The organism is Haloplanus sp. CK5-1, from assembly GCF_037201915.1.
Classification (GTDB): Archaea; Halobacteriota; Halobacteria; order Halobacteriales; family Haloferacaceae; genus Haloplanus; species Haloplanus salilacus.
On record NZ_CP147505.1, the window covers coordinates 1,096,311 to 1,108,872 of the forward strand.

The 12,562-nt window shown below is 66.0% G+C and carries 14 protein-coding genes and 1 pseudogene; 9 read left to right on the top strand and 6 right to left on the bottom strand.

All coding sequences use genetic code 11. The features are described 5' to 3' along the window. Positions 1-56 precede the first annotated feature (56 nt). Positions 57-305, top strand: a complete 249-nt coding sequence (locus NBT81_RS05775) for a YhbY family RNA-binding protein (protein ID WP_338741728.1) — start codon at positions 57-59, stop codon at positions 303-305. Continuing rightward, a complete protein-coding gene (locus tag NBT81_RS05780; RefSeq protein ID WP_338741729.1) occupies positions 302-1,198 on the top strand; it encodes a mechanosensitive ion channel family protein in 897 nt (298 codons plus the stop codon). The genes NBT81_RS05775 and NBT81_RS05780 overlap by 4 nt, the downstream gene beginning before the upstream one ends. Here the strand turns inward: NBT81_RS05780 and NBT81_RS05785 are convergent. Beyond that, positions 1,195-1,998: an HD domain-containing protein gene (locus NBT81_RS05785; protein ID WP_338741730.1), complete on the bottom strand. Its 804-nt coding sequence runs from the start codon at positions 1,996-1,998 to the stop codon at positions 1,195-1,197. The two genes, NBT81_RS05780 and NBT81_RS05785, sit on opposite strands and share 4 nt — an antisense overlap. A gap of 39 nt (positions 1,999-2,037) precedes the next feature. Continuing rightward, positions 2,038-2,523 carry a redoxin domain-containing protein gene (locus NBT81_RS05790; protein ID WP_338741731.1) on the bottom strand — a complete coding sequence of 162 codons (486 nt, stop codon included), beginning with the start codon at positions 2,521-2,523 and terminating at the stop codon, positions 2,038-2,040. 146 nt (positions 2,524-2,669) lie between these two features. On the opposite strand from NBT81_RS05790, the gene tatA reads away from it, so the two are divergent. Then, positions 2,670-2,957, top strand: a complete 288-nt coding sequence (gene tatA, locus NBT81_RS05795; RefSeq protein WP_338741732.1) for a twin-arginine translocase TatA/TatE family subunit — start codon at positions 2,670-2,672, stop codon at positions 2,955-2,957. 348 nt (positions 2,958-3,305) lie between these two features. After that, positions 3,306-3,611: a hypothetical protein gene (locus tag NBT81_RS05800; RefSeq protein WP_338741733.1), complete on the top strand. Its 306-nt coding sequence runs from the start codon at positions 3,306-3,308 to the stop codon at positions 3,609-3,611. Positions 3,612-3,624: 13 nt separating this feature from the next. On the opposite strand, the gene fmdA is transcribed toward NBT81_RS05800, so the two are convergent. Together fmdA and NBT81_RS05810 are read right to left on the bottom strand one after the other, a co-directional pair. Next, a complete protein-coding gene (fmdA, locus tag NBT81_RS05805) occupies positions 3,625-4,896 on the bottom strand; it encodes a formamidase (RefSeq protein ID WP_338741734.1) in 1,272 nt (423 codons plus the stop codon). Positions 4,897-5,015: 119 nt separating this feature from the next. Next, on the bottom strand, positions 5,016-5,540 hold the full coding sequence (locus NBT81_RS05810; RefSeq protein ID WP_338741735.1) for an AmiS/UreI family transporter: 525 nt from the start codon (positions 5,538-5,540) through the stop codon (positions 5,016-5,018). Positions 5,541-5,730: 190 nt separating this feature from the next. On the opposite strand from NBT81_RS05810, the gene NBT81_RS05815 reads away from it, so the two are divergent. From NBT81_RS05815 to NBT81_RS05830, 4 genes and pseudogenes are all read left to right on the top strand, one after another. Beyond that, the gene (locus NBT81_RS05815; RefSeq protein WP_338741736.1) at positions 5,731-6,120 is read left to right on the top strand and encodes a CrcB family protein; all 390 of its coding nucleotides are present in this window, start codon (positions 5,731-5,733) and stop codon (positions 6,118-6,120) included. Continuing rightward, the gene (gene crcB / locus NBT81_RS05820) at positions 6,117-6,476 is read left to right on the top strand and encodes a fluoride efflux transporter CrcB (protein WP_338741737.1); all 360 of its coding nucleotides are present in this window, start codon (positions 6,117-6,119) and stop codon (positions 6,474-6,476) included. The genes NBT81_RS05815 and crcB overlap by 4 nt, the downstream gene beginning before the upstream one ends. A 45-nt stretch (positions 6,477-6,521) precedes the next feature. Beyond that, positions 6,522-6,892 (top strand): annotated as a pseudogene (locus tag NBT81_RS17235) (acetamidase/formamidase family protein); the annotation flags it as partial. Between the two features lie 73 nt (positions 6,893-6,965). Beyond that, complete coding sequence (locus NBT81_RS05830) at positions 6,966-7,409, top strand: acetamidase/formamidase family protein (protein ID WP_338742508.1); 444 nt, start codon at positions 6,966-6,968, stop codon at positions 7,407-7,409. A 29-nt stretch (positions 7,410-7,438) separates the two neighbouring features. On the opposite strand, the gene thsB is transcribed toward NBT81_RS05830, so the two are convergent. Then, a complete protein-coding gene (thsB, locus tag NBT81_RS05835) occupies positions 7,439-9,100 on the bottom strand; it encodes a thermosome subunit beta (RefSeq protein WP_338741739.1) in 1,662 nt (553 codons plus the stop codon). A 109-nt stretch (positions 9,101-9,209) separates the two neighbouring features. Then, entirely contained in the window at positions 9,210-9,752 is a 543-nt protein-coding gene (locus NBT81_RS05840) for a hypothetical protein (protein ID WP_338741741.1), read from the bottom strand. 142 nt (positions 9,753-9,894) lie between these two features. Here NBT81_RS05840 and NBT81_RS05845 point away from each other — a divergent pair, with 142 nt between their 5' ends. Beyond that, positions 9,895-12,561, top strand: a complete 2,667-nt coding sequence (locus NBT81_RS05845; RefSeq protein ID WP_338741743.1) for a type II/IV secretion system ATPase subunit — start codon at positions 9,895-9,897, stop codon at positions 12,559-12,561. Position 12,562 lies beyond the last annotated feature (1 nt).

A 12,562-nucleotide genomic window follows, 5' to 3' on the forward strand; every position in this document is an offset into this window, starting at 1 on the left:
TGCCGAACCCCACGGTTGATATAAACTTTCAAACCGATTCGGGTTCTGTGACGGGTATGGATACGCAAGCGCTCAGAAAGCGGGCCCACGACCTCGACGTGACGGTCTGGGTCGGGAAGGCCGGCGTCGACGCCGTCGTCGACGAGCTCGACGGACAGTTGCGGGACCGTGATCTGGTGAAGGTGAAGTTCCTGCGGGCGGCCCGCGGCGGGACCGACGTGGAGACGCTGGCGGCAGATCTGGCCGAGCGAACCGACGCGACCGTCGTCGAGACCCGCGGTAACACCGCAGTGCTGTATCGATGAGTACGCTCCCGCTCCAGGCCGATGGGGGCGGTGCGATCGCCCGGTTTCTCGGGGCGAACGGTATCCCCTACGCCGAGTCGCTCGGTGCCGCCGTCTCCTTTCTGATCGCGCTACTGGTCGTCTACTTCGTCGGTCGTCTCGTCCTCATCCCCGTCCTCGACCGGGTGATGGACGCCCGGGGGCTGGAGATTCACGCCCGCCAGCCGCTCCGGAAACTCGCCTTGGCGATCGTCGTCTTCGCCGGCGTCGCCATCGCCTTCGGCTTCGCTGGCTACGGCAACTTCCTCCAGTCGCTCGCGACGGTGGCGGCGGCTGCGACGCTCGCCATCGGCCTCGCGATGCAGGACGTCCTCGCAAACTTCGTGGCCGGCATCTTCATCTTCACCGACAAACCGTTCAAGATCGGCGACTGGATCGAGTGGGACGGCAACTCCGGTATCGTCGAGGACATCAGTTTCCGGGTCACCCGAGTTCGAACCTTCGACAACGAACTGCTGACCGTCCCCAACTCCCAACTCACCGACGGCGTCATCAAGAACCCGGTCGCCAAGGGCCAACTCCGACTGCAAGTCCCCTTCGGTATCGGCTACGACGACGACATCGAGCGGGCGAACGAGATCATCCTCGAGGAGGCTCACGCTCACCCCGAAATCCTCGAGAACCCCGCACCGTCGGTCCGCCTGACCGAACTCGGGGACTCGTCGGTCGTGCTCAAATCACGGGTCTGGATCGACGACCCGAGCCGAGCCGACTTCGTCAAGACCCGCGGGGAGTACGTCACCGCGGTCAAGGAGCGCTTCGACGAGGAGGACATCAACATCCCCTACCCGAACCGGACGCTCGGTGGATCGCTCGAACTCGACGGCGTCACCGCCGAGACGCTGTCCGACTAGAGTTCGATCCGCTCGACCAACCCGCTCTCCTCTTTCGTGTTGATGGCGACGATGCGGACGTAGTCTTCGAGCATGGAGTCTTCGAGTTTCGCTTTCAGCAGGCCGTCGACTTGGTAGACGCCGGCGGCGTTCACCATCTCGATTTCGACGAGTACTCCCCGCTCCTCGCCTTCCTGTAGCGTGACGTTGCGGATCGCCTGACTCGAGAGTGTGTTGATGCCCCGTCCCCCCTCCTCGTAGGGGATGCGCGACCGCCCGCGCTCCATGTCGAGGGCGTCGGCGACGCGGATGACACCTGCCTCGCGGGTCAGGGGGTCCTCCTCGGTGTGGTGACAGAGGATGGCGTGGAGGATCTCGGCTTTCATCCGGACGACGCCCCCCGTGTCGTAGAACTCGGCGAGCAGGCGGTCGAGGACGTCGGCCGCGAGCGGGATCGAGTAGTAGGGGTGACGGTCGCGGTGGACGACGTGGCCCACGTCGTGGAGGGTCGCCGCCAGGGCGACGACGACCGCCTCGTCGGCCTCGTCGAGGCCCTGGTCCGCTGCGCCGTTGAACGGAACGCCGGCCCGCTTCAGCAGTTCGTACAGGCGAAGCGCTCGGTTCCGGACGATTTCGATGTGCTTCGGACCGTGGTCGTTGTACCTCTTTCGTTTCACTGCGTTGACGTTCTGGGCGTCGAGATACGCCCGCACCTCGGCGTCGTCGACGACGGTCGGGAGGATGCGGTTCAGTTTCTCGTCGGGGAAGGCGTGGGCGGCGTCGGGGTCGTACTCGCGGCCACCGCTGTCGTCGGAAGTCACACCGTCACGTTGGTGCCCGACGCGAAAAAGGCCGCCGGGTCAGGCCCCCGCCCCGGACGTCTCGGCTGCCACCTCCCGCACCGCGTCGTAGTCGGGTTCCTGCTTCGGATTCTCGGCCTCCCACCGGTAAGTCACCGTCCCGTCGCCGTCGACGACGAACACCGCCCGCCGGGCGACGCGGATGTCTCCCGGTTGGAAGGACGACGCGACGCCGTAGGCGTCGATCAGATCACGGCGCTCGTCGCTGAGCAGGCCGAAGGTCAGGTCGTTTTGCCGCCGGAACTCGTTGAGGGTGTAGGGCAGGTCGACGCTGACGCCGTACACCGTCGCGCCGACGTTCTCGAAGTTCGCGAGTCGGTCGCGGAAGGTACACATCTCGGTCGTGCAGGTGTTGGTGAAGGCCGCGGGGAAGAACGCGAGAACGATCGGCGCGTCGTCTAATCGTTCGGACAGGGTGAACGTCTCGACGTCGCCGTTCGCGAGCGGGACGGTGAAGTCGGGAGCCGCGTCGCCGGTGTCGAGCATACGCCGCGTTCGGACGACCACGATATGACGTTTGCGGGTCGTCGACCGGCACCGTTCGCCGCCCCGCCGCCACACATCGCCGCCAGCCCTACCCACCCTTCGGTCCAAAAAGCCTATAATCGCGAACAGGCTAGCCGGGTGTAGTGATGCACGATCCAATCGTTCCACTGTTCCCCGGGTTGCCCGGCGGGCCGGAGTTGCTCATCGTCCTCTTCGTCCTCGTCTTGCTGTTCGGGGCGAACAAGATCCCCAAACTGGCCCGTTCGACCGGGCAGGCCATGGGTGAGTTCAGACGGGGTCGCGAGGAGATCGAGGAGGAACTGCAGGAGGGGGCCGAATCGGGGGGCGACTCCGCGTCCGCGACGGACGAGGCGGACACCACGGCTACGACGACCGACGACGAGGCCGAGACGGAATCCACTACGAGCAACTGACGGGACCGCTCCGGTCCCCGCGGACCCGGCAGGGGTTCGCCACCCCGCTTTTTCGGCGGCAGTGGTCGTGTTGAAGTAAGCGAGTGAAACTGGAACCACCTCGTTGTGCTCCTCGTGCTTCGGTCTGTGGTGCTTGTGACACCGGGAGAACGTTGCTCTCCCGAGCTCACGGCGACTCCGTCGCCGTGAACGGCCGTCGTCCTCCAGCAGCGAGGGAGCGAAGCTCCCTCGGACAATCGGGTGGCACTGCCGCCCGAGACGACGGGGTTTCGAGGTGTCTTCGATTCGGTCACTCTAATCGCGGCAGTCGGGACAACACATTAGACGCTCCCCTACGACCGCCCGACCATGGACGATACCGATGCCCTCACGCGACAGGCGACACGACTCCACGACGAGACGCCCCACGCGGTTCGGGTGTCGGTGACGCTGTCGAACGACACCCGCGAACTGCTGAGCGAGATCCGGGACGACCTGAACGACCGTGCCGGGGAGCCGATCCTGAACACGAACGATGTCGTCCGTCTGGCGCTTCGGGCGGGGGCGCGGTACCACGAAACCGAGGCCGATCCGTCGGATGCGGACGCGCCGGACATCCGGGCGCTCACTGCGGTCATCCACGAGACGATAGAAAACGCAGAGAAAGAAGCGTAGGCGAGCGCTCCGATCAGCCGAGCGGGTCGTCGGTGACGAGGAGGTCGCCGCGGTCTTCGGCGTTACCGAGGCTGCCCGGCGAGAGGTCGAACTCGAAGGCTCCGGTGGGCAGCGCGAGCGTCGAACAGGAGTTCGGGACGTCGACCATGCCGCTGTGGCGTCCCTCGATGGGGACGGTCCCGAGGATGTGGAGGGCCTGCTGACCCGTGTAGCCGAACTTCTTCAGGTAGTCGATGGCTTGGAGGCAGGCGCGCCGGTAGGACGTGTGGGAGTTCATGTACTGCTGTTCGCCGTCTTCGGTGACGGAGTAGCCACAGAACGTGACGTAGTCCTCGAAGTTGGGCCCGCGGTGGCCCGGTTCGAAGATGGGGTGGGTGACCCCGTGATCCTCCATCCCGTTCTTGACGACTTCGAACTTGCAGTCGACGTAGCCGGCCATCTCGATGGCACCACAGAAGGTGATCTCGCCGTCACCCTGCGAGGCGTGGAAGTCGCCGACGCCGAACTTGCCGCCCTCGACGTAGACGGGGAAGTAGACCGTCGTCCCGATAGAGAGGTCCTTGATGTCGTGGTTGCCGCCGTGTTCCCGCGGCGGGACGGTCCGGGCGGCCTCCCCCGCGGCCTCGTCGGCCGCGTCGGGATCCATCTCGCCCATCTGTGCGCCGTCCTTGTTCGGCGGGTTCGCGACGCCCGGCTCCTCCTTTCCAGTCGGATGGTTCGGGATCGACTCGGGATCCTCGGCGTGCTTGTCGATGAGCTCCTGTTCGCGTTCGTTCCACTCCTCGAGGAGCTCCTGACTGGGGGCACAGCCGGCGAGTCCGGGGTGGATCTTCCCCTCGTAGCGAACGTCGGGGACGTGCCGCGACGAGACGGTGTAGCCGTCGATGTCCCAGACCGACTTCGCCGCATCGGGGAAGTGGTCCGTGAGGAACCCGCCCCCGTTCTGCTGGGAGAACGTGCCGGTGAATCCGAACTCGGAGCGGTCGTTGAGCGGCCCCATGTCGAGGAACTCGACCTTGAGGAGGTCGCCCGGTTCGGCCCCGTTGACGTGGACCGGTCCGGCGAGGTAGTGTACCTGGTTGAGGTCCACGTCCCGAACCTCGTTGGGGTCGTCCGCGTCGGTGATCTGTCCGCCGGTCCAGTCGAGCGCTTCGAGGCGTGCGGTCTCGCCGTCGTCGACCTCTACTGCGGCCGGGATATCGGGGTGCCACCGGTTGAACGGGTTCGCCCCGGGTTGTTCGTCGGGGGGGCTGTCGGTGTCGACTTCGAATTTCACTTCGGGCATTGGTATCAGAGCTCGTGCTCCGTCCCCAAATGTAATCTACCGTGACTTAATACTAATGTAACAATTCTGATTGACAGTTTTATGTGATCTTTTTTGATACGTACGATCCGGGCGACGGCTCACGCCCAGGGCCAGAAGCCGGCGGCCATCAGGTAGCCACCGACGGCCGTGGCGACGCCCGTCACCGCGGTGAACCAGCCGACCGGGGCGGTGAACTCGTCGCGCTCCAACCCGAGGAGGACGAAGAAGGCGGCCCAGAGCACCGCCCAGAGCCACCAGAGCCCGGTGAGTCCCAAGTCACCCGTGAGCAAGACGAGGTAACCGGTCGGGAGGGCGGTGAGCGCGACGAAAAAGCAGTACCACCCGAACGATCGCTGGTCCTCGATGCCCCGGATGGCGTTCGCACCGATCCAGAGGTACGTCATCGAGAACAGCAACGTCCCAGCGGCGTTGAACGGCGTCCCCTCCGAGGCGTCGCCGCCGAACCCCCACCAGAGGACGATCAGGAACGTGATTGCCCCGGTGAGGAAGTTGAAGATGGCCACGTCGCTGTCCGATCCGTGACCGAGGAGCCACAACCCGTTGACGAAGAGGACCCCGCCGACGAACAGAAGCCCCATCCCGAGAACACTATACAGCGACATGTTCCCCGATCACTCCAGCGCCGCGTGTGGTAGTTGAACACATGACATGTCGACCAACGACCATCAATACCTTATACTTTACTTGTAAGTATTCGGGTAATAATTCCGTCGCTCCGACACGTCCCGGTCGGGGTGTCGTCGGCACCGGACTTAATGTCGGTTCGGTGCGAAGCGTCGGCCGACTCACCACATGACGACGGTCGAACGCCTCCGGACGGCAGAACTCGTCTTCCTCGTCGCAGTCGGCGGGTTCGCGGGTGCGAGCCTTCGCCACGTCGTCTCGCTCGCCGTCCCCGGCCTCGGCGGCACGTTCGCCGCGAACGTCACCGGCTGTCTCGCCCTCGGGGTCCTGGCGTACGAGGCCGAACTCGTCGGCGTCGTCGCCGAAGAGACGTACTACGCCGCCGCGACGGGCTTTCTCTCCTCGTTTACCACCTACAGCACGTTCGCCCTCGAAGTCGTCCAGTCGCCGACGCTCGTGGGCGTCGGCTACGTCGTCTCGACGTACGCCGTCGGCTTCGCCGCCGTCCTCGTCGGGAGAGGGGTCGCTCGGACGCTCGCGGGGGTCGTCGGGTCGTGAATCCCGCCTATCTGATCGGTGCCGGCGCGGCCGTCGGCGCTGTGGCGCGGTACGCCACGAACGGGTACGTCGGCCGTGTCACCGCGGACCGGCGGTTCCCGTACGGGACGTTCACCGTCAACGTCCTCGGCTCGTTCGTCCTCGCCCTCGTCACCTTCCTCGGCGCGGGATCTGACGTGCTCGCCCTCGTCGGCACCGGTGCCTGCGGGTCGTACACGACGTTCTCCTCCTTCTCGGTCGATACGGTTCGGCTCTGGGAGGACGGGGACCGCGTCCTCGCCGTGTGGAACGCCGCCGTCAACCTGTTCGGTGCGCTCGCGGGCATCGGGCTCGCGGCCGTCGTGGCGGGGATCTAATCGGCGTCGGGGAACAGCCCGAAGAGGAGTTCGGCCTCCTCGTGCGTGCCCTCGACTACGGCCGATCCGACCTTCGACCACCTCCGCTCCGCGACGAGCCGGTCGGCGAGTCGCTGGGCGCCGTCGGCGTCGGTCCCCGGCGAGAAGTTCCGCGTCGAATGTCTCGACTGGACAGGCGGACAGATCGTCAACGACGACGGCGCCAACGACATCCGGGACGTGGGGTTGACGCCCAACCACCACCTGAGTGGCCCATCGAGGTCGAGGGCGCGGAACCCGGCGACATCCTCGTCGTCGACATCCTCGACATCGGTTCTTTCTCGGATCACGAGTGGGAGTTCACCGGGTTCTTGGACTTGGAGAACGGGGGTGGATTCCTCACGGATCACTTACCCGAGGCGCGCAAGGCTATCCGGGAGATCGACGGCGTCTACACCCGGTCGCGTCGCGTTCCGGGCGTGGACTTCCCCGGCCTAGGGCGACGGCGAGATCACGTTCTGCGGAGCCCTCGAGATGTCGGGGTGGATCGACTTCCGGGTCGACCTGATCAAGGGCGGGATGGAGCAGTTCGGCATCGACCACCCCACGTTCAAGCCGGGCAACGTCGAATCGCAGCTCACCGAGTACATCACTTTCGAGGGATACTCCGTCGACGAGGACGGCACCCAGCACTACAAGAACGCCAACGTCGGCATGCGCCGGGCCTGTCTCGACGCCACCGACTACCTGAAGAACTTCGGGTACACCGGTGAACGGGCGTACTTCGCGCTCGGCACCATCCCCGTCGAGAGCCGCATCGCGGGCATCGTCGACCTGCCGAACACGTGCGTCACCGTTTCGATCCCGCAAGAGGCGTTCGATTTCACCGTCGACCCCAACGACCTCGGGGACGTGGGGAGTCAGTCCCGCGGCACCGCCCCGAGACCGTCCTGACGCCGACGCGACCGGCTCGGACGCCGGTTTTAGTGGCCGATCGCCCAGGGGTAGCCGCCGGTGTCGGCCCGGACGCCACCACCCGCGGGTGCTCCGTCGTCGTGGTCGTGTTCACCGACTCCTCCGTCCGACGACTCGGTCTCGATGATCCCGTCGATCCGGAGGAGGAGCGTGGCGGCGTCCGTCGCGTTGGCGACGACGCGCCGCTTGAGCAGTGCCGGCTCGACGACGCCCCGGTCGGCCACGTCCGCGATCACGCCGCCGTCACCGTCGATACCGGCACGGCTCTCCCCCTCGGCGTGTCGCGCCCGAAGGTCGAGCAGCGTGTCGATCGGATCCAGCCCCGCGTTCCGTGCCAGCGCCACGGGAATCGTCTCCAAGGCGTCCGCGAACGCGTCCACCGCGAGGGCTTCGCGGTCGTCGATCCCGCGGCCGTGTGCCCGGAGGTCGCCGGCGAGTGCCACCTCCGCCGCACCGCCGCCGGCGACGAGCGTCGGCCGGTCGCCGACGGCGTCGAGGAGGGTGAGCGCGTCGACCACGATACGCTCGGTTTCGTCGACGACGTGGTCGGTCCCGCCCCGAAGCACGACCGACACCTGCGACGACGACGCCTCGCGGACGATCACGAACGACCCGTCGCCCAGGTCGATCCGCTCGACCTCGTCGGCGCGTCCGACTGCCGCCGCGTCGAGGGCATCCAGCCGCATGACCGGCGTCGCGCCGGTCGTCCGCTCGAGTTTGTGGATCTCGTCCTGCCGGGTCCGCTCGAACACCAGGACGCCCTCGTGGGCGAGGCGTGCCCGCAGTCGGTCATCGACCGCCTTCTGACAGAACAGCACGTCCACGTCGAGGGCTGTGAGCATCTCGACGAACCGACGGTACTCCTCGTCCTCGAAGGTCCGAGCGCGTTCGAGGTCCTCGACCTCTTCGACGGTGTATCGCGACACCGAGTCGGGCGACTGGATCGTGAGTTCGTCGTCGACGACGGCGACGCGTGCGTCCTCGACGTGCCGCGGGACCGATGCGGCGACCTCCGAGAGACTGGTCGAGGACGCGTCCGTGTCGATGACGAGGCCGTCGAGCAACTCCGAGTCGGTCGTGGCCCCGCCCGCGAACCCGTGGATCGTCACGTCGTCCAGCCGTCCGCGACCGCGGTCGCGCGACGCTCGGAACGCCCGGACCGTGAGGTCGGCGAGGGAGGCCGTCCGGGCGTCGTCCCACCGGCCCGTGATCGTCGTCGCGGCCACGCTCCTGAGCGTCTCGTCGTCGCCCGCCGTCCACGCCACGTCGTCGAGGGCCGCCCCGGCGCGTCTCGCGGCTTCGCGGTAGCCGCCGACGACCGTCGTCGGGTGAATCCCGTCGTCCAGCAGGTCGCCGGCCTCGTCCAGCAACCCCCCGGCAAGGGCGATGGCGGCGGTGGAGCCGTCACCGAGTTCGCCGTTCTGAGCGCGCGCGACGTCCGAAATGAGGTTCGCCGCCGGCGACTCGATATCCATCCGGTCGACGATGCTGCCACCGTCGTTCGTCAGGACGACCGTCCCGTCCCCGACGAGCATCTTGTCGCGCCCGTTCGGTCCGAGCGTCGTCCGAAGCATCTCGGACAGCGCCACCCCGGCATCGACCGTCAGTTCGTCCGCGTCGCTTCGACCGACCTCCCGGGTTACGTTCGCGATCCGGTCGAGTCCGTCCATTCTATTGACACCTACGTGGGGGGACGACCGGTCCCGTGATAAATGTGCGCACGGCTTCGGGGTCTCTTCGTCGACGTCGAAACGGGTAGTCAGTGCCTCGATCCGGCCGCTACTGCGGCTCGCAGGGCAGCATCTCTTGGTCGTACTCTTGGTCGCCGACGACGACGGCCGCACAACCGCCGATGTGACCGAAGTCGTAGTGACACTTGTACTCGTAGACACCCTCTTCGCGGAAGTAGTAACTGATCGGTTCGCTGGAGATGTCCTCTTTCATCTCCCAGTCCGAGGCGACGTCGGGGTTCCAGGCCTGCCGACCGCCCTCCCCCGACGGCGACATCGACGTGACGCTGTGCGAGCCGATCCCCTCGTACACCCACTCGACGACAGTGCCCGGTTCGACCTCGAGCACCATCGGGATGAACGTCTTGTTCTCGACGGTGACCGTCTCGGTCGGGGCGTCTTCCGGCGGCCCGGAGGGTGTCGCCGTCGCGGTCGCGGTCGGTTCGGGCGTGTCCGTCGCCGTCTCCGTCGCCGTCGAGTCCCCACCGTCGCCGCCGTCGCCACCACCGCCGCCGGATCCACCAGCACAGCCCGCGAGCGATCCAGCGAGTCCAGCGGCGGCTGCGACGACTTTCCTGCGACTGAATGTCATGGGATATCGTGCTCCCCGCTAAGTGAGGCCCCTTCAAAAATCATTCGAGGTCGGCTGACGACCGCACTCCACCGCTACCCCCGATTATCACCGGTTAGATCGGCCGACAGAATTTATATTCGTGAAACACCTGATGCGTGCAATGGCTATCGACGACGCCGAGAGCTCCGATCCCGAGGAGTTCGACGGTTCGACCGCTCCGCGACGGAACACGGATGCGGTCGACCCCTCGGAGGTATCGGCGTTGCTCGCCGCGGGCGAGGCAGCCGCGACGGCCCTCGACGAGGCCGTCGCGGAGGCACGGACAGGTGACACGCCGGTCGTCAAGGACCTCTGGACCTGGGAGGACTACAAGCAGGAGTACTACTACGACGCCGACGGCAACCCGCCGACGGACGGCAACGGGGAGGTCGTGCCCTTCGATCCGAGCGACAGCCTCGGTTTCGACCCCGACCGCACGGAGGCAGTGTTCTCGGGCGCCGCCGACCTCGCCGACCGACTCGACGACGTCGTCGACGAGCGGACGGTCGAAGTCGACGCCGACCTCGACGAGGACGCCTTCTTCCGGACGCCTCTCGGTACCACCACCATCGCCAACCGGTACGATCTGGAGAAGACGGTCCCGCTGGAGAAGAAGACCCACTTCCACGAGATCGACCGATACTGGGTGAACAAACCGTACGCGTTCGTCGTCATCTTCCAGTCGCGCAAGGAAAACGAGAAGAAGTACTACGTCGTCCAGCCCCACACCACGTCGATCGAGGACGACCTCCGCGAGTTCCTGACGGCGAAGCTCCAAAATGCCATCAAGTACACCGAGGTCGGTGTCGCCGGCGGTCTCGACGAACGCGAACGCGTGATCAGGGACGAGACGTACGGCCTGCTGGACCGGTACGACCTCTACTCCCGGACCCCCGGGACCGGACTGCTCGACTCCATCGCCTCCCAACTCGGCATCGAGGACGCCGAAGGGACCGTCGGTCGCCTCCTCTCGCGGCTGGGTTGGCGTCCGAAGCGGGACGTGGGCGAAGAGATCGACGGTATTGAGACCCGGCCCGAACCGGTGGTGTTGGCGGAAGACGCGACCTCCCTCTCGGAGTACCAGGTCGAGAAACTGCTCTACTACCTCAAGCGGGACTTCATCGGCTACGAGCGCATCGACCCGATCAAACACGATATCAACGTCGAGGACATCTCCTGTGACGGCTACCACTCGCCCGTCTTCGTCTACCACAGCGATTACGAGCAGATCATCACCAACGTCTACCACGGCGACGACGAACTCGACGACTTCGTGGTCAAGCTCGCCCAGCGGTCGGGCAAGGGTATCAGCAAGCGCCGCCCGCAGGTCGACGCCACCCTGCCGGACGGCTCGCGCGCCCAACTCACGCTGGGCAAGGAAGTCTCGGACCACGGCACCAACTACACCATCCGACAGTTCAAGGACGTCCCCTTCACCCCCGTGGACCTCATCAACTGGAAGACGTTCTCGCTGGAGGAGATGGCGTACCTCTGGCTCGCCATCGAGAACAACAAGTCGCTCATCTTCGCCGGCGGGACGGCGTCGGGGAAGACCACGAGTCTCAACGCCGTCTCCCTGTTCATCCCCTCGAACTCCAAGATCGTCTCCATCGAGGACACCCGAGAGGTCGAACTCCCCCAGCGCAACTGGGTGGCGTCGGTCACCCGTCCTTCGTTCTCCGACGACGAACAGGGCGAGGTCGACGAGTTCGACCTGCTGGAGGCCGCACTCCGACAGCGGCCGGAGTACATCGTCATGGGCGAGATCCGGGGCGAGGAGGGGCGGACCCTCTTCCAGGTCATGTCGACCGGGCACACCACGCTGACGACGTTTCACGCCGACTCGGTCGGCGAGGTGCTCAAGCGGTTCACGACCGAACCGATCAACGTCTCGAAGACCATGTTTACCGCGCTGGACCTGGTGTCGATTCAGACCCAGACCAGGGTCGAGGGGACGAAGGTCAGGCGGAACAAGAACCTCACCGAGATCAACTTCTACGACGCCGAAAACGACGAAATCAACGTTCAGGACGTCTACCAGTGGCAGGCCGAGACCGACGAGTTCCTCCGGATGAGCGACTCCAACACCCTCGAAGAGATCCGCTTCGACCGTGGGTGGACCCGGTCGACGCTCGACGAGGAGATATTCAAGCGACAGGCCGTCCTCGCTTACCTCATCGAGAACGGACTCAACACCTACACGCAGGTCGCCGCCACGGTCCAGGCGTTCATCAACGACGAGGAGACCATCCTTGCGCTGATGGCCAACGACCAACTCGAACGCAGCCTGGAGGACCTCCGGGAGATGGAGTCGGTCCTGATCGACATCGATCCCGAGAAGGAGGCAATGGTCCCACGGCCGGACCCGAGCGAGGAGGAGCTGGACCTGTGTGCGGACATCCTCGACCGGGCCGACACGGAACTGTTCGAGGCGTACCGCGGCGAGGACCGCGGGGGCGTCGACTCGGCGCTGCTGGACGTCGACTCCGCACCCGACGTGACGCCCGACGGGGCGACCGACGGCGACGACCCCGACTCCGACTCCGACTCCGACCTCGACCCCTCGCCAGTCGACTCGGGGAGCGACGACGCCACCGCGGACGACGCCGGCACCCCGCCCGGCGACGACTTCGGTATCTCCTTCGAAGACGACGCGGGCGACGCTCCCCCGACGTTCGACGAAAGCGGGAAGGGAGCGGACGAGAGTGAAGATGAGAGCGAGGATGGGGCGGCCGTCGACGAGTGGGGGTTCGGCGACGTGACCGAGGACGAAGAGGAGGAGAACTGAC